The following is a 20,564-nucleotide window of genomic DNA, read 5'->3' as shown; positions in this document are numbered from 1 at the left end:
GGGCGGCCTGCATCTGATTGCCGGCAAGGCCCGCGCCATCGGTGCGCGGGCCTGCCAGCGGTCACCTCAGGCCAGCGCCCGCTCCAGTACCCTCGCCACATGCAACGCCGTGCGCTGGGCGCCATCCTGGATCTGGTGCCGACAACTGGTGCCGTCGGCCACCACCAGGTCGCCCGCCTCGGCCTGACGGACCGCCGGCAGCAGCGCCAGCTCCGCCATCTGCATCGAGGCCTCGTAGTGCTCGTGCTCGTAGCCGAAACTGCCGGCCATGCCGCAGCAGGAGGTTTCGATGGTCCTGACCTGCAGGTCCGGTATCCAGCGCAGTACCCGTTCCGCCGGCCGCAGCGCGTCGAACGCCTTCTGATGGCAATGGCCGTGCAACAGCGCCCGCGGCGTCTCCAGGGCCTTGAGCCTGAGCTGCAGATGGCCGGCATCGTGTTCCCGGACGAGAAACTCCTCGAACAGCAGGGATGCCTTGGCCAGCGCCCTGGCCTCTTCGCCGTAGCCATAGCGCAGGAACTCGTCGCGCATCGTCAGCAGGCACGAGGGTTCCAGCCCGACGATGCTCACCCCGCGCTGGACGAACGGCAGCAGGTGGTCGAGCGTGCGCCGCGCCTCGGCCTTGGCCTTGTCGACCTGCCCCGAAGCCAGGTAGGTGCGCCCGCAGCACAGCGGCCGCTGCTCTGGCGGCTGGTTGAAGTGCACGCGATAGCCGGCCGCCTCCAGCACCCGGCAGGCTGCGCGCGCATTCTCGGGCTCCATGTAGTTGTTGAAGGTGTCGACGAACAACAGGACTTCCCGGGTCGACGTCGGCGAGCTCGCACGGGTGGTCGCCAGGAAGTTGCCGTCGAAGCGCGGCAGCGCCCGCTGCTCGGCCAGGCCGAGCCCACGCTTGAGCCAGCGTGACAGCAGCGGTAGGCGCTCGACGGCGGCGCTCAGGCCAGCCAGATGACGGGCATAGGGCGCATAGCGCGGCATCTCCGCCACCAGCCGTTCGCGCAGCGGCAGCGGGCTGTTCTTCGCCCAGGCGGCGCGCGCCTCGATTTTCATCCGCGCCATGTCCACACCGGTCGGGCATTCGCGCTTGCAGCCCTTGCACGAGACGCACAGGTCGAGGGCGGCCTTGACGTCGGCGCTGGCCAGCCCTTCCGTGCCCAGCTGGCCGGACAGCGCCAGGCGCAGGGTGTTGGCGCGGCCGCGGGTCAGGTGCTGCTCGTTGCGCGTGACGCGATAGCTGGGGCACATGGTGCCGGCGTCGAACTTGCGGCAATGGCCGTTGTTGTTGCACATCTCCACGGCCTTGATCAGCCCGCCGGTGGGGTCGCCGCCGCTGCCCGGCGCACTCTGCTCGCCGGTGAGCGGATCGCGCAGCACATCCCATTCCGACCAGTCCAGCGCCGGCTTGAGCGGAATCGGCCGGTAGCTCCTGGGAAAGCGGAAATAACCATGATCGTCCATCCGCGGGGTGTCGACGATCTTGCCCGGATTGAGCAGGTTCTCCGGGTCGAACAGCTGCTTGATCTCCTTGAACGCGGCATTGAGCTGCGGGCCGAACTGCCAGGCCACCCATTCGCCGCGGCAAAGGCCGTCGCCATGCTCGCCGGAAAACGCGCCCTTGTAGGCGCGCACCAGTGCCGAGGCCTCCTCGGCGATGGCGCGCATCTTGTCCGCGCCGTCGCGACGCATGTCGAGGATCGGCCGCACGTGCAGCGTGCCGACGCTGGCATGGGCGTACCAGGTGCCCTCGGTGCCGTGCTTGTGGAACACCTCGGTGAGTTTGGCGGTGTATTCGGCCAAGTGCTCCAGCGGTACCGCGCAATCCTCGATGAAGGACACCGGCTTACCGTCGCCCTTCATGCTCATCATGATGTTCAGACCGGCCTTGCGCACGTTCCACAGCGCCGTCTGTTCGCCGCCCTCGACCATGCCGACCACGCTGCCCGGCAGCCCGAGGTCGGCCATCAGCTCGTTCAGCCGCTGCAGCTGCCGGCGCAGCGCATCCGCGTCCTCGCCGGCGAACTCGACCAGCAGCAGCGCATCCGGCCGGCCGATCAGCGCCTTCTCGATCACCGGCTTGAACGCCGGGTTCTCCAGCGCCAGCTCGATCATGGTGCGGTCGACCAGCTCGACCGCAGTGGGGTCGAGCTTGACGATATGCTGGGTCAGGTCCATCGACTGGTAGAAGGTGGGGAAATTCACCACCCCCAGCACCTTGTGCCGTGGCAGCGGCGCGAGCCTGAGCTTGATCCGCCGGGTCACGCCGAGGGTGCCCTCGGAACCGACCAGCAGGTGCGCCAGATTGGTCTGCCCCTCCGGATCGTAGGGCCGCGGGTTCTGGCAGTCGAACAGGTCGAGGTTGTAGCCGCCGACCCGCCGCAGCACCTTGGGGTAGTGCTCGCGGATGTTCGATCGCTCGCGCTCGGCGATGCGTTGCACTTCGCGGGCGATCTGGCGCACCCGGTCGCCCTGGGCAAGCTCGTGGAGGAAGCCGAAACGGCCCTCGCTGCCGTCGGCCAGCAGCGCGTCGATGCCCAGTACGTTGTGCACCATGTTGCCGTAGCGGATCGAGCGCGACCCGCAGGAATTGTTGCCCGCCATGCCGCCGAGGGTGCACTGGGCGGAAGTCGAGACGTCCACCGGGAACCACAGGCCGTGCGGCTTGAGCCAGCGGTTCAGGTCGTCGAGCACCATCCCCGGCTCGACCACCACCGTCAGCGCCTGCGGATCGAACTCGACGATCTGGTTCAGCCAGCGGCTGGCATCGACCACCAGCGCATCGCCCACGGTCTGGCCGCACTGGCTGGTGCCACCGCCACGGGCCAGCAGCGGCACCTTGGCGTCGCGGGCGATATCCAGTGCCACCTGCAGGTCGTGCTGGTGGCGCGGGATCACCACGCCGACCGGCATGACCTGGTAGATCGAGGCATCCGTGGCATAGCGGCCGCGCGACGCCGTGTCGAACAGCACCTCACCGGCGATCTCGCGGCGCAGCCGTGCCGCCAGCGCGGAGGTCCGCTCGGGCGGCACCTTGCTCGCCGGTATTCTGGGTTCGGTAAACGAAGTCATCATGACCTCCCATGTCAGCGGTCGAGGGGAATATCAGCGCGCGCCGTCCAGCGGATGCGCGGCGAAATAGTCCAGCGCGGCAAGCACGCCGCTGCCCTCGAGCTTGGCCCCGGAGAGCTTGAGGCCGGCCTCGCAGCCGCCGAGGGTGGCGATCAGCGTCAGGTCGTTGCAATCGCCCAGGTGGCCGATGCGGAACATCTTGCCCCTGGCCTTGCCCAGGCCGGTGCCCAGCGACAGGTCGAAGCGCTGGTAGATCAGCCGGCGCACGGCGTCGGCGTCGATCCCCTCGGGCATCACCACGCCGGTCAGCACCGGCGAGTAGACGCTCGGGTCCTGGCATTGCACTTCCAGCCCCCAGCATTCGATGGCCGTGCGCACACCGGCCGCCCAGCGCTGGTGGCGGGCGAACACCTGCGCCAGCCCCTCCTCGAGCAGCATGTCCAGCGCCTCGTTCAGGCCATACAGCAGGTTGGTGTTGGGCGTGTAGGGCCAGTAGCCGCTCGTGTTCATTTCCAGGATCTCGTCCCAGGCCCAGAAACTCTTCGGCAACTGTGCGCGGCGGCTGGCCTCGATGGCCTTGTCGGAGACGGCATTGAAACTGATGCCCGGCGGCAGCATCAGGCCCTTCTGCGAGCCGGAAATGGTCACGTCGACGCCCCAGCCGTCGTGCTGGTAGTCGGCGCAGGCCAGGCCGGAGATGGTATCGACCATGAGCAGTGCCGGGTGGCCGGCCGCGTCGATCGCGCGACGCACGGCGGCGATGTCGCTGGTCACGCCGGTGGAGGTCTCGTTGTGCACCACGCAGACGGCTTGATCGTGTGGCCGCTGTCCTCCCGCAGGCGCCGCTCGATCATGTCGGCCTGCACCCCGTTGCGCCAGCCGTCGTAGCCCGGTAGCCCGAGGAATTCCGGTTCGAGCCCCAGGCGGCGGGCCATCCGTTCCCATAGCGTGGCGAAGTGGCCGGTCTCGAACATCAGCACCCGGTCGCCTGCCGACAGCGTGTTGACCAGCGCCGCCTCCCAGGCGCCGGTGCCGGAGGCGGGATAGATGACCACCGGATGCCGGGTCTGGAAGATTTCGCGGATCTTGCGCAGCACCTCCAGCCCCAGCGCGCCGAATTCGGGGCCGCGGTGGTCGATGGTGGGCAGGCTCATGGCACGCAGGATGCGATCCGGTACCGGCGAGGGTCCGGGAATCTGCAGGAAATGGCGGCCGGATGGGTGGAAATCGAGCTTCAACATGGCGGTTCTCCGATTGTTTTTGATTTTGTATTTTGTGTTTTGAATTCAAAATCACTCAAAAAACGAAAAGCCTGTTCAGCGGATGCAGCCCTCGTTGCGCAGGCCGAGGATCTCCTCGGCGCTGATGCCGATGCCCTGCAGCACCTCGTCGGTATGCTCGGCGAACAACGGCGCCGGACGGCGGATCTGCGAGGGCGTGCGGGAGAACTTGCTGGGGAAGCCGATCGTCTTCATGGTGCCGATCACCGGGTGCTCGATCTGCTGGACCATTCCCCGGGCCAGGTAGTGCTCGTCCTGCATGGCCTGGGCGAAGTCGTTGATCGGCCCGGCCGGCACGCCGGCCTCGTCGCAGCGCTCGAGCCAGTGCGCGATCGGTTGCCGGGACAGGATGTCCTGGAGAATGTCTTCGAGTGCCTCGACGTTGCGCGCCCGGTCGCTGTTGGTGACGAAACGCTCGTCGGCCAGCAGGTCGTCGCGGCCGATCACGTCGCGGCACAGGCGCTCCCAGGTGCGCTGGTTGGCGCAGCCGAGCATCAGGTAGCCGTCCTGGGCCTTGATCGCCTGGTACGGGGCCGAGACCCTATGGCGCGAGCCGGTGGGTTGCGGCACCCTGCCCTCGGCGAAATAGGCCGCCGCCTCCCAGCTGAACCAGGGCAGGCCGCATTCGGTGATGGCGATGTCGATGTGCTGCCCTTCGCCGGTGTTCAGCTTGTGGATGTAAGCGGCCAGGATGGAGTAGATCGCGGTGATGCCGCCGCCGATGTCGTAGACCGCGACCCCGGTCTTCAACGGGCTGCGGCCCGGCTCGCCGGTCATCGACATCAACCCGCTCATGCCCTGGGCGACGAGATCGAAACCGCCCTTGTTGCGGTACGGCCCGGTCTGGCCGTAGCCGGAGATCGAGCAGTAGATGATGCCGGGGTTGATCCGGCTGATGGTCTCGTAGTCGATCTCCAGCGAACGGCTGACGCCCGGCCGGTAGTTCTCGACGATGACGTCGGCCTCGCGGGCCAGGCGATAGAAGATGTCCCGGGCGCGGCTGTCCTTGAGGTTCAGCGAGATGCTCTTCTTGTTGCGGTTGATCTGGAAGAAGCAGCTGGACTCGCCATTGACGTAGGGCCCCATCTGCCGGCTATCGTCGCCGCCGTTGGCCTTCTCGACCTTGATCACCTCGGCGCCCAGGTCGCCCAGCACCATGGTGCAGTACGGCCCGGCCATGATCTGGGAAATATCGAGGACTTTCATGTTCTGCAGTGCAAGCATGGGTGTTCTCCAGGCATTGAGTGGCGATGTCATTCACCGCTCCATTGGAAGGGAGTCTTGCTGACGAAGCGCTCGACGGCGGCCTTGAAGTCCTGGCTGCCGTAGCAGGCCCGTATCCAGTCGTCGCCGGCCTGCGCCGCCGTGCGCCGCTGTTCCAGCACCCGGTTGATCAGGTCCTTGGACGCCTGCACGGTGAGCGGCGCCCGGCCGGCGAACGCCTGCGCCTTGTGCGCGACCTCGTGGTAGATCGCTTCCGGCTCGAATACCCCGCTGACCAGCCCCATGGCCGCGGCTTCGGGAGCTTCGATCAGCTTCGCCGCCATCAGGACTTCCTTGGTCCGCGCAACGCCCAGCAGGTCCATCAGCCGCGAGACGTTGCTCACCGACAGGCAGTTGCCGAGCGTCTCGGCGATCGGCACGCCGAATTTCAGCGACGGCGTGCAATAACGGAAATCGCAGGCCAGGGCGATGGCCGCCCCGCCGCCGACGCAGAAGCCCTCCAGCAGGGCGATGGTCGGCTTGCGCAGGCCTTCCAGCCCGGCGATGGCGCTGTCGATCCCACGCTCGTAGGCCACCCCCGCCTCGCCATCCCCGAAGTCGGCGAACTGGCGGATGTCGGTCCCGGCGACGAACGCCTGGCCGCCGCAACCATGGAACACCACGGCGACGATGCTTCGATCGGCCTCCACTTCCCGGCACAGTCGGGCCAGCGCGTCGTACATCTCCCAGGTCATGGCGTTGCGGCTCTGCGGCCGGTTGAAGCCGATCCAGGCGACGCCCTGCTCGATACGGCAGTCGACCTGCCCCTTGGATATATCGGTCATGTTCTTGCCTCCGTCGAAACCGTCAGCCATAGATGGCATTCACCAGGGCCATGGCGAAGGCCGGCACGTAGGTGTTGATCAGCAGGATCAGTACCAGCACGCCGAGGAACCAGAGGTTGGTCCGGGTCGTGGCCCAGATGTCCGCCTTGGCGATGGAACAGGAGGCGATCAGCACGCTGGCCACCGGCGGCGTCTGCTGGCCGATGGCCAGGTTCAGCGTGACGATCAGGCCGAAGTGGATCGGGTCGATGCCGACGGCGAGCACCAGCGGCAGCACGATCGGCACCACCAGGATGATCGCCGCCGCCGAGTGCAGGAACATGCCGAGGATGAGGAAGATGATGTTGAGCAACGCCAGGATGACGTACTTGTTGTTGGTCAGCTCGCCGATCGAACTGGCCAGTTGCTGCGGCAGTTGCGTTTCGGTCAGGTACAGCCCGACCACCGCCGAGCTCGCCACCAGCAGCATCACCACCGCCGTCTGCACGCCGGCGTCGAGGCAAGCCTTGTAGAAGGTGGCGAGGGTGAATTCCCGATACACCACGGCGCTGATGAAGATCGCCACCACCACCGCCAGCGCGGCGCCTTCGGTAGCCGTCACGATCCCGCCGAAAATGCCGCCGAGGATGATCACCGGGATCGACAGCGCCCAGATCGCTCCCTTGAAGGACTCCCACAGCCGTTTGGCCTGGAAGCGGCCCTCCGAAGGGAAACCGTGCCGGCGCGCCAGGTAATAGCACATGCAAGCCAGGCCAAGGGCGCCGAGCAGGCCCGGGAATATGCCGGCGACGAACATCTTGACCACCGATTCACCGGACATCACCGCATAGAGGATCATCGGGATCGACGGCGGCAGGATGATCGCCAGGCTCGCCGCCGAGGACGACAGCGCGGCGGAAAATTCCTTCGAGTAGCCCTTGCTCCTCATCGCCGGGATCATGATGCTGCCGATGGCCGAGACGCCGGCCACGGCGGAGCCGGAGATTTCCGCGAAGAAGATCGAGGCGCCGATGGTCACCATCGACAACCCACCCCTGATGAAGCCGAGCATGGCCGAGGCCAGGTCGATCAGGCGCCGGGAAATGCTCGAGGCGTTCATGATCGCGCCGGCCAGGATGAACAGCGGGATGGCGATCAGCGGGAAGCTGGTGGTGCCGTCGTACATGACCATCCCGATATTGGGGAGTGCCAGTTCGCCGTAGCTCAGGAAGATCGCAACCGCACCGACCACGCCCAGGGCGATGGCCACCGGGACGTTGATCAGTATCAGCAGGATCAGGCCGAGAAACATGTAGAGGATGGTCATTTCTTATTCTCCCGAGCGCCCGTCCGGGCGCTCTGTACCCATTCGGAACTCAGGCCTTGGCAAGCTTGATACCGGCCTCTTCCAGCTCGTGATCGACGAACCCGTCACCCTTGGCACTCTCGATCACCTCCGGCAAGCGCAACAGCTCGGCGAGGATGAACAGCGCCGAGCCGATCGGCAGCACGGACTGGGTCAGCTGCAGCGACACGCTGGTCAGGCTGACGAGGGTCGATCCCTCCAGGATGATGAGCACCTGCGTGCCGGTGTAGGCCAGCAGCACGAAGAAGCCGAGGGTGATCGCCTCGGCGACCAGCGCGATCGGCAGGCGCAGCTTGGGGGAGAAGTAGTTCACCACGCTCGGGCAGCCGATGTGCGCCCCCTTGGCGGCGGCCAGTGCCGCGCCGTAGTAGGTCAGCCAGGCCAACCCGACCGAGGCCACCTCGTCGTACCAGCTGAAGGGCGAACCGGCGAGTCGCGAGACGAAGCCGATGGTGACCACCAGCGCCAATGCCACGACGTTGAGCACCACGATGGCTTCAAGAAACCGGGAAAAAACCTTTCTGAAAGCAGCGATGGAATTCATCAGCTCTCTCCGCTCTATCTGGGGCATCGCCGCACCGGACCCGATGCGGCGATGCGGAGGTAGGTGGGGGGGTCACATCTGGCGAAGTTGCTTCACCTTGTCGAGCATCGCCTGGCCGCCTTCGACTTCTGCGGCAAACTTGGCGTAGATCGCGGCGGAGCCATCGATGAAGGCCTGCTGGTCGACCTCGTTCACCTGCATGCCGGCGGCTTCCATCTTCGCCACCAGGCTCTCGTCGAGTGCCTGCCCCTGTTCCAGGGCATAGGCTTCCACCTGCTCGGCGGCTTCGCTCAGCGCCTGCCTCACGTCCTCGGGGAAGCGCTTCCAGCTGGCGCCGCTGAGCACGAAGGCGGGGGTGTAGACGTGGTTGGACATGGAGAGGTACTTCTGCACCTCGTGAAAGCGCTGCGAATAACTCTGCACCAGCGGGTTTTCCTGGCCATCCATCGCACCGGTCTGCAACGCCACGAACGCTTCGGAGAGCGCCATCGGGGCGGGGTTGGCGCCGTAGCTCTTGAACATCTCGACGCGCCAGATACCGTTCGGCGTTCTCAGTTTCAGGCCTTTCAGATCGCCCGGCACGACGATGGGGCGGGTGTTGTTGGTGATCTGCCGGACGCCGTTCTCCCAGACGCCGATGATCGTGTAGCCCTTGCTTTCCGCGGCCTTGTACATCACGTCGCGGACCAGCCCGTCACGCACACGCTTCATGTGTTCGCGATCGCTGATCAGGTAGGGCATTTCGAACAGCGAGAATTCCGGCGCCACGCTGCTCATCACGGTCGAGGGCAGCGCCAGGTCGAGCGAGCCGAGCTTGAGCTTGTTGAGCATCTGCGAGTCGTCGCCGAGCTGGCTGGAGCCGTAGACCACGACCTTGGCCTTGCCTTCGAGCTTTTCATTGGCGATGCGCGCGAACTCGTTGGCCGAGAGTTCGAACAGGGAGCCCGGGCCACCGACATGGCCGAACTTGATCTGGATCTCCGCGGCCTGCACCACCGAGGCGGTGAGCCCCAACAGCGACCCGATCAACACCGATTTGAAGATTTTCATGCTGCTGCCTCCACTCTTGTTCTTATGAGGTGGTACCGCAATTACCCGTCGTTCAGGCCGCCCTGCCGCCAGCAGATGCGTTGAGACCGCACGAACCAAGGCCAGCCATCGCAGAAAATGAATTCATTATTCATTTCCAGAAACAGACAGTAGTTCAGCTTTTTTCCCTGCGCCAATTGGAAGGAAAAATTTTCCGCGCTCGCAAGACCAACGGTCCGTACGGGGAAAGGTGCCGCGAGCCGTGCATTCGGCAGGGTCCCGGTGCAGGCGCCACCGGGCGCCCCGCCGCTCGCTCGAGTGGCGGGTACGCTTCGTGAGAAAGGGGGCCGCGAGGCCCCGTTCAGGCCGGCAAGATACCGGCCTTGAAACCGGCCGCCTCGATGCCGACCATGGCCACGTGCTCGTCTTCGTCCGATGAGGCACCGCTGACCCCCACCGCCCCGATGACCTGATCGCGCTCGTCGAGGATCAGCACGCCGCCGGGCACGGGAATGAAATGCCCGTCGGAAGCCGCGGCGACCGATGCGAGGAATGCCGGACGCAGTTCATTGCGCTCACCCACCGTCCGGCTGGAGACGCCGTTGCCCAGCGCGGCGAACGCCTTGCCCCGGGCGACCGGCAGGCGCAGCGGTGCGCAACCGTCCTCGCGCTCAGCGGCAACGAGATTGCCGCCGCCGTCCATGACGTATGCGGTCAGTGGCTCCAGTTCCTGGGCCCTCGCCTCGGCGAAGGCCGCATCGAGGATACGGCGCGCCTGACTGCGGGAGATGACTACGCTTGCACGATAAACTTTTCCGGCCATACCCTGGTTCCTCTCGGCTGTGATGGTCTTCCACGTCGTCCTGCGCACCGGCTCGCCGCGACGACGGCCGGTGCGCGTGATGAACCGGCCGGCACGCAGGATCGCGAGAAAGTTTCCGCCGGCGGCGCTTTGCGCTATTTTGAATTCTTAATACAAAAGCTAGCACAGCCTAGCCAATCCGCCGTCCCAGCCATCCAGCAGGTGCCGATATGACGTTACCCGTCCAGGAAACCAGTGTGGAAAAGATCCAGCACAAGATTCTCTATCTGGAAGCCGCCAACCGGATCCGCGAGCTGATCGAGCATGGGGGACTTGTGGCCGGTGAAAAGATCTCGGAAAAGCGGCTCTGCGAGAAATTCGGCATTTCGCGCACGCCGCTACGCGAAGCCCTGAAGGTGCTGACGTCCGAGGGCTTGGTGGAAATCCTGCCGAACCGCGGGGCACGCGTCAGCCTGCTGACCCTGAGCGACGTCGAGCACACCTACGACGTGATGGGCGCTCTGGAAGGGCTTGCCGGCGAGACGGCCTGCCGCCATCTGGACGACGACGAACTGGCGCATATCTGCGCGCTCCACCAGCAGATGGTCGGGCACTACCAGCGCAAGGAACTGCAGGCCTACTTCCAGGCCAACCAGCAGATCCACGAGTGCATCCTCCAGGCATCGCGCAACCCCATCCTGCTCGAGATGTACAACAATCTCAGCCAGCGCATCAAACGGATCCGCTACACGATGGAAATGCACGAGGCGTTCTGGCGCAAGGCGATGAACGAGCACGAGGAGATGATCGAAGCGCTGCGCGATCGGGACGGGAAACGCCTGGGGGACATCCTCAGGGGGCACCTGAGCCACAAGCTCGAGGCGATCAACCTAGCCGGCGTGATCAGCCCCGATTGACGACGAGTCGCCGAATGCCCGGCGTAGCCCGCAGCCTGCGTTTCAGGATTCGGTGTTGCCGGCCGTTTTTTGTGGGAGCCCCGACCTCGGGGCGATGCTCTTGAGCTTGAGGCAGGCCTGCGGCCCGCATCGCCGCGAGGGCGCGCCTCCCACAGGATTCGGTGTTGCCGGTCGCTTTTTTTGTGGGAGCCCCGACCCCGGGGCGATGCTCTTGAGCGTGAGGCAGGCCTGCGGCCCGCATCGCCGCGAGGGCGCGCCTCCCACAGGATTCGGTGTTGCCGGCCGCTTTTTTTTTGTGGGAGCCCCGCCCCCGGGGCGATGCTTTCAAGCTTCACCTGTACTGGACGCATAAGAATAAGAAAAAGCCGCCAGAGCACAGTCTGACGGCTTCCACTTGCAGCTTGTAGCTTGCCGCTTATAGCCGCCTTACAGCGGCTTGCCGCGATTGCCGTGCTGCCCGACGAAGGCCTGCACGGCTTTCAGCTCGTTGGCCAGCACCGTGCAGCGCTCGGGCCGCTCGAAGAGGTCCGCCAGATGCGCCGGCAACTCCAGCGCCTTGCCGATGCCGGCCTTTTCCACCGCATCGGGGAATTTCACCGGATGCGCAGTGCCCAGGGTAACCATGGGGGAGCTCAGGCTGCGACGGCATTCACGGGCGGCATGTACACCGATGGCGGTATGCGGATCGAGCACTTCGCCGGTCTGCGCGAATACCTGGGCGATGGTCGCGCAGGTCTGCTCGTCGTCCACCGCCAGCGAGTCGAACAGCTTGCGCGCCTCGGTCCAGCGGTCCTCTTCCACCGACAGCTTGCCGCTGGCCTTGAAGGCGTCCAGCAGCTCGGCCACCGCCCGACCGTTGCGCCCGTGCAGGTCGAACAGCAGGCGCTCGAAGTTGGACGAGACCATGATGTCCATCGACGGCGACAGCGACGGGTGCAGGGTGTCCTTGTCGTAGCGGTTGCCGGACATGAAGCGGTGCAGGATGTCGTTGCGGTTGGTGGCGACGATCAGTTGGTTGATCGGCAGCCCCATGTTGCGCGCCAGGTAGCCGGCGAAGATATCGCCGAAGTTGCCGGTCGGTACCGAGAAGGCCACCGAGCGGGCCGGCCCGCCGAGCTGCAGCGCGGCGTGGAAGTAGTAGACGATCTGGGCCATGATCCGCGCCCAGTTGATCGAGTTGACCGCCACCAGCCGGGTGCCCTTGAGGAAGCCCTGGTCGGCGAAGCTGGCCTTGACCATCTCCTGACAGTCGTCGAAGTTGCCTTCGATGGCGATGTTGTGGATGTTCTCGCCGAGGATGGTGGTCATCTGCCGGCGCTGCACTTCGGATACGCGGTTGTGCGGGTGCAGGATGAAGATGTCGACGTTCTCGCAGCGGCGGCAGCCCTCGATGGCGGCCGAGCCGGTGTCGCCGGAAGTGGCGCCCATGATCACCACGCGCTCGCCGCGCTTGGCCAGCACGTAGTCGAGCAGGCGGCCGAGCAGCTGCAGGGCGAAGTCCTTGAAGGCCAGGGTCGGGCCGTGGAACAGCTCGAGCACCCATTCATTGCCGTCCAGCTGGCGCAGCGGGGCGATGGCAGCATGGGCGAAGACGCCATAGGTTTCTTCGAGGATTTTCTTGAAGTCGGCATCGGGGATGCTGCCGGCGACGAACGGGCGCATCACCCGGAAGGCCAGCTCGTGGTACGGCAGGCCGGCCCAGGAGGCGATCTCCTCGACCGTGAAGCGCGGCAGGTTCTCCGGCACGTAGAGACCACCGTCGCTGGCCAGGCCGGCCAGCAGGACATCTTCGAAATTCAGGGCCGGCGCCTGGCCGCGGGTGCTGATGTAACGCATTGGATTTCAAACCTTTGGTTTGAGCTGCAAGCCACGAGCTTCAAGCGGCAAGCAAAAGCAAAACCGCCTCCGCCTGCCGCGTATCACCGTACCTTGCCGCCATGTTCAAGTTCATCGCATCAAGCGAGCAGCGAGCCTCTGGCGCTCTTTACTTGCAGCTTGAAGCTTGCAGCTTGCGGCTGCCCTCAGTTCAATTGTTCGACACGAATCCGCACGACCTTGTCCACCACGTCGTCGAGCGCTTCCAGCGCGGCGATGGCGTCGTCGATGCGCTGCTCGATCACCCGGTGCGTGACCAGGATGACCGGCACCAGACCGTCCTGCTCTTCGACTTCCTTCTGCATGATCGACTCGATGTTGATCCCGCGTTCGGAAAGGATGGTCGCCACCTGCGCCAGCACGCCCGGATGGTCCTTGGCCTGGATGCGCAGGTAGTAGGCGCTCTCGCAGGCGCTGATCGGCAGGATCGGATGGTCGGACAGCGAATCGGGCTGGAACGCCAGGTGCGGCACGCGGTTGTTCGGATCGGTGGTCAGCGCGCGCGCGACGTCCACCAAGTCGGCCACCACCGCCGAAGCGGTCGGCTCCATGCCGGCACCGGCACCGTAGTAGAGCGTGCTGCCGACGGCATCGCCATTGACCATCACCGCGTTCATCACGCCGTTGACGTTGGCGATCAGCCGGTCGGCGGGAATCAACGTGGGATGCACGCGCAGTTCGATTCCGCTATCGGTACGGCGGGCCACGCCCAGGTGCTTGATGCGATAGCCCAGCGCCTCGGCATAATTGACGTCGGCGGTGGTCAGCTGGGTGATGCCCTCGGTGTAGGCCTTGTCGAACTGCAGCGGAATGCCGAAGGCGATGGACGCCAGGATGGTCAGTTTGTGCGCCGCATCGATGCCCTCGACGTCGAAGGTCGGGTCGGCCTCGGCGTAGCCGAGCGCCTGCGCCTCCTTGAGCACGTCATCGAAAGTGCGGCCCTTCTCGCGCATTTCGGTGAGGATGAAGTTGCCGGTGCCGTTGATGATGCCGGCCAGCCAGTTGATGCGGTTGCCGGCCAGGCCCTCGCGGATCGCCTTGATCACCGGGATGCCACCGGCGACGGAGGCCTCGAAGGCGACGATGACGCCCTTCTCGCGCGCCTTGGCGAAGATCTCGTTGCCATGCACGGCGATCAGCGCCTTGTTGGCGGTGACCACGTGCTTGCCGTTGTCGATGGCCTTGAGCACCAGCTCCTTGGCCAGGGTATAGCCACCGATCAGCTCGACGACGATGTCGATGTCGGGGTTGTTGACGACATCGAAGATGTCCGCGGTGATGGGCGTAGCACCGGTATTGCACTTGGGATTCGGCTGACGGGTGGCAATCTGCGCAACCTCGATTCCGCGCCCGGCACGGCGGGCAATCTCCTCGGCGTTGCGTTCGAGCACATTGAAGGTACCGCCACCGACGGTTCCCAGCCCACAGATGCCAACTTTCACCGATTTCAAGCTGAACTCCCCCTTCACAGCGAAACGGCCGGACCTGCCGGCCGACAAAAGAGTCGCACATTACGAAGGGAGCGGGCTTTAGTCAATCGGCCGGGCCATCCGGCTATGCACCATCCAGCCCCAGGCGCTGGTGCCATTGGGCGAGCGACTCGTCGGGGTACTCGGAAAAGCAGCGATCGCGTGCGCCGACCTGCGGTTCCACCCACCCCGCCTTGGAGCCGAGCATCAGGTGCGTATGCTCCGGCGGCACCGGCAATTCGCTGTCGATCGCCGAGGCGTGCGGGTGTACCAGTTCGGGCCAGGTCGGGTCCCACAACCACAGGGCGCTGCCGCACTGCCGGCAGAAATGACGACGCCCTTCGCTGATCCTGACCTCGCCGGTTTGCGGATCGGTCAGCCGCGCCTGATAGACGCCGATATGCTCCCGGCCCTCGACCTGCAACGTACGGTAATCACCGCCGAGATTGATCGCATAGCCACCGCCTCCCGCGGTCTTGCGGCAGATCGAACAATAGCAGCGCATGAAGGGATAAGGCTGTGCGGATTCGAGACTGAACCGCACGGCCTGGCAGTGACAGGAACCTTCGAGTTTCATCGCGACCCTCCTCGTTCGAACCCTCATCACAGGGTTTGAACGCAGCGAGCCGGCCAGTTCCAGCGTTCCACGACCGGCCTGGCGCCATCGGACCGACGGCGCCAGGGATCATTCGGCCTTGAGTGCGACCTCGGCCAGCTGTGCGGCCGGCTGATAGCCGGGAATCATCTGCCCGTTGGCGAGGACGATGGCCGGCGTGCCCTGTACGCCGATCATCTGGCCCAGCTCGTACTGCTTGGCGATTGGTGTCTCGCAGTTGGCGGCGGCGAGCTCCTGGCGGGCCTTCGCCTTGTTCATCGCCGCCTGGCGATCCTTGGCACACCACACGCTGGCCAGGGTGTTGGCGCCATGGCTGCCCATGCCCTGGCGCGGGAAGGCGACATAGCGCACCTCCACCCCGAGCTGGTTCAGCTGCGGCACCTCGCTGTGCAGCTTCTGGCAATAGCCGCAATCGGTATCGGTGAAGACGGTGATATGCGTCTTCGGCTGCTTCGGCGCAAACACCACCATCTCGCTCACCGGGATCGCATTGATTTCCTTGGCGATCGACTCGCTCTGCGCCTGCTCGGTCAGGTTGATGGCCTGGCCGTTCTGGAACCGATACAGGTAGCCCTGGATCACGAACTGCCCATCGGCGCTGGCGTACAGCTGGCGGCCGCCCTGGAGCTGGACCTGATAGACACCCGGCATCGGACTTTCGGCGACGGCCTCGATGGGCATGTCCGGCTGGATCTTCTGCAGCGACTGGCGAATCGCCTGGTCGGGATCGGCAGCCATGACAACGGTGCTGGCCAGACCGGCAACGGCGGCGGCAGCGAACAAACGAATCACGCCCATGGGAACTCCTGGCAGCGACGATCGAGGGAAGGTATGCAGATTACCACAGCCCTGCCCGGCAAACTGCCGGCTGCTTCACCGGCAGGCGCGACGCATGCCGCATACATCGGGCCTAGCCACGCGGATGGTGCGCTGCATGCAGTTCCTGCAAACGTGCCCGGGCGATGTGGGTATAGATCTGCGTGGTCGACAGGTCGCTGTGGCCGAGCAGCATCTGCACCGTGCGCAAGTCGGCCCCATGGTTGAGCAGATGCGTGGCGAAGGCGTGCCGCAGGGTATGCGGGGAAATCGACGTGGCGACGCCCGCTACCTGCGCATGCAGCTTGATCCGGTGCCAGAAGGTCTGGCGCGTCATCTGCTCGCCACGCAGGCTGGGAAACAACACGTCGCCGGGCTTGCCGGCAAGCAGCAGCTCGCGCGCATCGCGCAGGTAGCGCTCCAGCCAGTGCAGCGCCTCATCGCCCAGCGGCACCAGCCGTTCCTTGTTGCCCTTGCCGAAGGTTCGCAGCACGCCCTGGCGCAGACTGACCTGCTCCAGCGTCAGGCTGATCAGCTCGGTCACCCGCAGGCCACAGGCATACAGCACTTCGAGCATCGCCCGGTCACGCAGGCCGAGCGGGTCGCCGATATCCGGCGCAGCCAGCAACGCCTCCACGTCCGCCTCGGACAGCGCCTTCGGCAACGGGCGGCCGAGGCGTGGCAAGTCGACCCGCAAGGTCGGGTCGACCGCGATCTCGCCTTCGCGCAGCAGGTAGCGATAGAAGCCGCGCAGCCCCGACAGGAAGCGGGCCGTGGAGCGTGCCTTGTAGCCATTGTTCAGGCGCCAGGCGAGATGATCGAGGATGATCTCGCGTCCGGCAGCGGCCAGGCGCACGCCGCGTTCGTCGAGCCAGCCGTTGAACAGTGCCAGGTCGCTTCGATAGGCCTCGCGGGTATTGTCCGCCAAGCCCTTCTCCAGCCAGAGAGCATCGAGAAAGCGGTCGATGACGGGATCGTCGAGTGCGGGCATGGACGGCCTCACCAGAAACGGGCGCGACAGTGTTCCATAGCCGGTCCGCATTCGGCCAGTGCCGGCTCATCCAGCTCGCGCACGTTACCGGAGATCGGCGCGAGCCCGGAAAACCAAGGACGCCAAACGAAAAAAGCAGCCCGAAGGCTGCTTTTTTCCTGTTCCGAGGAGCGATCCTCAGACCAGCTTTTCCTTGATGCGGGCGGCCTTGCCGGACAGCGCGCGGAGGTAGTACAGCTTGGCCTTGCGCACGTCGCCGCGACGCTTGACGCTGATGCTGTCGACCATCGGGCTGTAGCTCTGGAAGGTACGCTCCACGCCCACGCCGTTGGAGATCTTGCGCACGGTGAAGGCGCTGTTCAGGCCGCGGTTGCGCTTGCCGATCACTACACCTTCGAAGGCCTGCAGACGCTGACGATCGCCTTCCTTCACCTTCACCTGGACGATCACGGTGTCGCCCGGGGCGAACAACGGGATTTCCTTGTTCATCTGCTCGGCTTCGAGCTGCTGAATGATCTTGTTGGTCATGCTGTGCTCCTAAGGCCAACCCACCGGGTTGCCATCGATACGTTAACTATCGTCCCGCTGACGGATGTATTCCGCCAGCAGCTTCTGTTCTTCTCCAGAAAGCGAGCGGCTATCCAGAAGATCGGCCCTGCGCTCCCAGGTCCTTCCAAGGGACTGCTGCAAGCGCCAGCGCCGGATGTGCTCATGGTTGCCGCTAAGCAGCACCTCAGGAACACATTTATCCGCATACACTTCCGGTCGCGTGTAATGCGGGCAGTCGAGCAGGCCGTCGGTAAACGAATCCTCCTCGGCGGAATCAGCATGACCCAGAGCGCCCGGAAGCAGCCTGGTCACGGCATCGATCAGCACCATCGCCGGCAGCTCGCCACCGGACAATACGTAGTCGCCGATCGACCATTCCTCATCCACGTGCGCCTCGATGAAGCGCTCGTCGATACCTTCGTAGCGGCCAGCAATGAGGATCAGCGCCTCCTCCTTCGCCAGCTCGCGAACGCCAGCCTGTTTCAGCTGACGCCCTTGCGGCGACAGGTAGATCACCTTCGCCGTCTCGCCGGCGGCCCGCTTGGCATCGGCCAGCGCACGCTCCAGCGGTTCGATCTTCATCACCATGCCGGGACCTCCGCCGAATGGGCGGTCGTCCACCGTCTGGTGACGGTCTTCGGTGTAGCTCCTGGGGTTCCAGCAATTGAGCTGCAACAACCCCTGCTTCATGGCACGACTGGTAATCCCGAAGTCGCGTATCGCCGCGAACATCTCCGGGAAGAGACTGATGACTTCAACACGCAAAGCGGCCATGCCGTCAGAAATCCGCATCCCAATCGACCTGCATCTCGCCTGCGTCCAGATCGATCTTCAACACGCATTGATCGGTGTAAGGCAGCAGTCGCTCACGATCGTCCAGGCTTCCAGCGCAGGGCTTGACCACCAGGACGTCGTTGGCTCCGGTTTCCAGCAGGTGGTCGACCTGGCCGAGCAGTTGCGCGGATTGGTTGATCACCTTCAAACCCTGGAGCTGATACCAGTAGTACTCACCGTCGACCAAGGCGGGCAGATCGCTACGCGGGACGCAGATATCGAAGTCGGCGTAGGTACGCGCCACTTCGCGATCGTTCAAGCCCTTGAGCGTTGCCACCAGGATCTTGCCCTGGAGGCGCCCCTTGACCAACTCGACCTGCTTGACCTCGTCGCCTCGCCTCAGCGTCCAGCGGCGATAGTCCAGCAGATTGTCGATCGGATCGGTAAAGGAATAGACCTTCACGTCACCGCGCACGCCATGCACCGAAACGATCTTGCCGATGACGATCAGCTCATCGACCGGAGCAGAGGCTGCGTTCATGCGATTCAGGCAGCAGCCTTGGCAGCTTCCTTCAGCAGCTGAGCAACGCGCTCAGACGGCTGTGCACCCTGGCTCAGCCAATAGGCAGCGCGCTCCTGGTTGACGGAGAGCTTCACTTCCGCACCGCTGGCGATCGGGTTGAAGAAACCGATGCGCTCGACGAAGCGACCATCACGCGCATTGCGGCTGTTGGTCACGGTCAGGTGGTAGAAAGGGCGCTTCTTGGAGCCGCCACGGGCGAGACGAATAGTTACCATGTGAACATCGTTCCTGTAGTCGGTGCTAACTTAAGGCACACACTTAAAATGGGCCTGGGCCCGAAAGGCCGCGCATTTTACGAGTAAAAGAGGAAGGCTGCAAGCTGGAAGCGAATCAGGGTTCGCGCGGACAACGGAGCATCACCAAGCGCTTTCCCGCGCTTCCTTGACGCTTACGGCTTGCAGCCTGAGGCCGTTTTTCTAGAACTTCGGCATCCCGCCGCCCGGGAACATGCCGCCCATGCCACGCATCATCCTGGCCATGCCGCCCTTGCCGGTGACTTTCTTCATCATCTTCTGCATCTGCTTGTGCTGCTTGATCAGCCGGCCGATGTCCTGCACCTGGGTGCCGGACCCCATGGCGATGCGGCGCTTGCGCGAGCCGCTGATGATGTCCGGGTTGCGTCGCTCGGCCGGAGTCATCGAATTGATGATGGCTTCCATCTGCTTGAACTGTTTCTCCGCCGCGCCCTGGGCATGCCCCATCTGCGACAGGTTGACCCCGCCGATCGACGGCAGCTTGTCCATCAATCCACCGAGGCCGCCCATGTTCTTCATCTGCTGCAGCTGGTCGCGGAAGTCCTCGAGATCGAAGCCCTTGCCCTTCTTCAGCTTCTTGGTGAGCTTCTCGGCCTTCTCGCGGTCGAGGGTCTGCTCGGCCTGTTCGATCAGGCTCAGCACGTCGCCCATGCCGAGGATGCGCGAGGCGATCCGGTCCGGGTGGAAGGGTTCCAGCGCGTCGCTCTTCTCGCCCATGCCGAGGAACTTGATCGGCTTGCCGGTGACATGGCGCACCGACAGCGCGGCACCGCCACGGGCATCGCCATCGACCTTGGTCAACACCACGCCGGTGAGCGGCAGCGCCTCGCCGAACGCGCGGGCGGTGTTGGCGGCATCCTGGCCGGTCATGGCATCGACCACGAACAGTGTCTCGACAGGCTTGATCGCCGCATGCACGGCCTGGATCTCGGCCATCATCTCGGCATCGATGGCCAGGCGACCGGCGGTATCGACCAGCACCACGTCGATGAATTTCAGCTTGGCCTCGCGGATCGCTGCCTGGGCGATCTCCACCGGCTGCTGGTTGATGTCCGAAGGGAAGAAGGTTACCCCCACTTCAGCGGCTAGGGTTTCCAGCTGCTTGATCGCCGCCGGGCGATAGACGTCGGCGGAGACCACCAACACCGTCTTTTTCTTGCGCTCCTTGAGGAAGCGCGCCAGCTTGCCGACCGTGGTGGTCTTGCCCGCACCCTGCAAGCCGGCCATGAGCACCACCGCCGGCGGCGCGGCATTCAGCGCGAGATCCTCGTTGGCCGCCCCCATCAATTCTTCCAGCTCGGCGCGCACGATCTTCACGAACGCCTGGCCAGGCGTCAGGCTCTTCGAGACCTCGGTGCCGACGGCGCGCTCCTTGACCCTGTTGACGAACTCCTTGACCACCGGCAGCGCGACATCGGCCTCGAGCAGGGCCATCCGCACCTCGCGCAGGGTGTCCTTGATGTTGTCCTCGGTCAGCTTGGCCTTGCCGGTGACATGGCGAAGCGTTTGTGAGAGGCGATCGGTTAGGTTTTCGAACATGAGCCATTCCACGCTGGATGTGCTGAAGGGCGCGATTATAGAAGGTGGACGGGCCAGGCCGGTACCC

Annotated in this window: 20 protein-coding genes; 1 reads left to right on the top strand and 19 read right to left on the bottom strand. The window is 64.8% G+C overall.

Going from position 1 to position 20,564, the window contains the following annotated elements; all coding sequences use genetic code 11:
- Positions 1-66: 66 nt before the first annotated feature.
- From BAY1663_RS06165 to BAY1663_RS06130, 9 genes are all read right to left on the bottom strand, one after another.
- Positions 67-3,066 carry an FAD-binding and (Fe-S)-binding domain-containing protein gene (locus BAY1663_RS06165; protein ID WP_037038659.1) on the bottom strand — a complete coding sequence of 1,000 codons (3,000 nt, stop codon included), beginning with the start codon at positions 3,064-3,066 and terminating at the stop codon, positions 67-69.
- Positions 3,067-3,099: 33 nt separating this feature from the next.
- Positions 3,100-3,864 carry an alanine--glyoxylate aminotransferase family protein gene (locus BAY1663_RS25040; protein WP_256206568.1) on the bottom strand — a complete coding sequence of 255 codons (765 nt, stop codon included), beginning with the start codon at positions 3,862-3,864 and terminating at the stop codon, positions 3,100-3,102.
- A complete protein-coding gene (locus tag BAY1663_RS25035; protein ID WP_256206566.1) occupies positions 3,837-4,307 on the bottom strand; it encodes a hypothetical protein in 471 nt (156 codons plus the stop codon). Before BAY1663_RS25035 ends, BAY1663_RS25040 begins: the two co-directional genes overlap by 28 nt.
- A gap of 75 nt (positions 4,308-4,382) precedes the next feature.
- Complete coding sequence (locus BAY1663_RS06155) at positions 4,383-5,570, bottom strand: CaiB/BaiF CoA-transferase family protein (protein ID WP_037038657.1); 1,188 nt, start codon at positions 5,568-5,570, stop codon at positions 4,383-4,385.
- A 29-nt stretch (positions 5,571-5,599) separates the two neighbouring features.
- A complete protein-coding gene (locus tag BAY1663_RS06150) occupies positions 5,600-6,394 on the bottom strand; it encodes an enoyl-CoA hydratase/isomerase family protein (RefSeq protein WP_037038655.1) in 795 nt (264 codons plus the stop codon).
- Positions 6,395-6,416: 22 nt separating this feature from the next.
- A complete protein-coding gene (locus BAY1663_RS06145; RefSeq protein ID WP_037038653.1) occupies positions 6,417-7,700 on the bottom strand; it encodes a TRAP transporter large permease in 1,284 nt (427 codons plus the stop codon).
- 49 nt (positions 7,701-7,749) lie between these two features.
- On the bottom strand, positions 7,750-8,283 hold the full coding sequence (locus BAY1663_RS06140) for a TRAP transporter small permease (protein WP_128576111.1): 534 nt from the start codon (positions 8,281-8,283) through the stop codon (positions 7,750-7,752).
- 72 nt (positions 8,284-8,355) lie between these two features.
- Positions 8,356-9,333, bottom strand: coding sequence for a TRAP transporter substrate-binding protein (locus tag BAY1663_RS06135; protein WP_037038650.1), 978 nt, complete (start codon positions 9,331-9,333; stop codon positions 8,356-8,358).
- A 340-nt stretch (positions 9,334-9,673) separates the two neighbouring features.
- Entirely contained in the window at positions 9,674-10,135 is a 462-nt protein-coding gene (locus BAY1663_RS06130; protein WP_037038648.1) for a heme-binding protein, read from the bottom strand.
- A gap of 209 nt (positions 10,136-10,344) precedes the next feature.
- On the opposite strand from BAY1663_RS06130, the gene BAY1663_RS06125 reads away from it, so the two are divergent.
- Positions 10,345-11,031: a GntR family transcriptional regulator gene (locus BAY1663_RS06125; RefSeq protein WP_128576109.1), complete on the top strand. Its 687-nt coding sequence runs from the start codon at positions 10,345-10,347 to the stop codon at positions 11,029-11,031.
- A gap of 426 nt (positions 11,032-11,457) precedes the next feature.
- On the opposite strand, the gene thrC is transcribed toward BAY1663_RS06125, so the two are convergent.
- The 10 genes from thrC to ffh all read right to left on the bottom strand — a co-directional run bounded on the left by thrC (position 11,458) and on the right by ffh (position 20,497).
- Positions 11,458-12,867, bottom strand: coding sequence for a threonine synthase (thrC, locus tag BAY1663_RS06120; protein WP_037038637.1), 1,410 nt, complete (start codon positions 12,865-12,867; stop codon positions 11,458-11,460).
- Positions 12,868-13,052: 185 nt separating this feature from the next.
- Positions 13,053-14,357 carry a homoserine dehydrogenase gene (locus BAY1663_RS06115; protein WP_037038635.1) on the bottom strand — a complete coding sequence of 435 codons (1,305 nt, stop codon included), beginning with the start codon at positions 14,355-14,357 and terminating at the stop codon, positions 13,053-13,055.
- Positions 14,358-14,460: 103 nt separating this feature from the next.
- Entirely contained in the window at positions 14,461-14,952 is a 492-nt protein-coding gene (locus BAY1663_RS06110) for a GFA family protein (RefSeq protein WP_037038633.1), read from the bottom strand.
- 108 nt (positions 14,953-15,060) lie between these two features.
- Positions 15,061-15,789: a thioredoxin fold domain-containing protein gene (locus BAY1663_RS06105; RefSeq protein WP_037038631.1), complete on the bottom strand. Its 729-nt coding sequence runs from the start codon at positions 15,787-15,789 to the stop codon at positions 15,061-15,063.
- A gap of 112 nt (positions 15,790-15,901) precedes the next feature.
- Positions 15,902-16,798 carry a site-specific tyrosine recombinase XerD gene (xerD, locus tag BAY1663_RS06100; protein WP_037038629.1) on the bottom strand — a complete coding sequence of 299 codons (897 nt, stop codon included), beginning with the start codon at positions 16,796-16,798 and terminating at the stop codon, positions 15,902-15,904.
- A 177-nt stretch (positions 16,799-16,975) separates the two neighbouring features.
- On the bottom strand, positions 16,976-17,326 hold the full coding sequence (rplS, locus tag BAY1663_RS06095) for a 50S ribosomal protein L19 (protein ID WP_037038626.1): 351 nt from the start codon (positions 17,324-17,326) through the stop codon (positions 16,976-16,978).
- Between the two features lie 42 nt (positions 17,327-17,368).
- On the bottom strand, positions 17,369-18,121 hold the full coding sequence (gene trmD / locus BAY1663_RS06090; protein WP_037038731.1) for a tRNA (guanosine(37)-N1)-methyltransferase TrmD: 753 nt from the start codon (positions 18,119-18,121) through the stop codon (positions 17,369-17,371).
- 4 nt (positions 18,122-18,125) lie between these two features.
- Positions 18,126-18,662 (bottom strand): ribosome maturation factor RimM, encoded by a 537-nt coding sequence (gene rimM / locus BAY1663_RS06085; protein WP_037038624.1) that lies wholly within the window; start codon positions 18,660-18,662, stop codon positions 18,126-18,128.
- Between the two features lie 5 nt (positions 18,663-18,667).
- Complete coding sequence (gene rpsP / locus BAY1663_RS06080) at positions 18,668-18,919, bottom strand: 30S ribosomal protein S16 (protein ID WP_009867795.1); 252 nt, start codon at positions 18,917-18,919, stop codon at positions 18,668-18,670.
- A 201-nt stretch (positions 18,920-19,120) separates the two neighbouring features.
- Entirely contained in the window at positions 19,121-20,497 is a 1,377-nt protein-coding gene (gene ffh, locus BAY1663_RS06075; RefSeq protein WP_037038622.1) for a signal recognition particle protein, read from the bottom strand.
- Positions 20,498-20,564 lie beyond the last annotated feature (67 nt).

Origin of the sequence: Pseudomonas sp. BAY1663, from assembly GCF_000582595.1 — a bacterium.
GTDB lineage: Bacteria > Pseudomonadota > Gammaproteobacteria > Pseudomonadales > Pseudomonadaceae > Stutzerimonas > Stutzerimonas stutzeri_AF.
The sequence above is the reverse complement of the archived record's forward strand: the minus strand, read 5'-3'. Positions and strand labels throughout refer to the sequence as shown.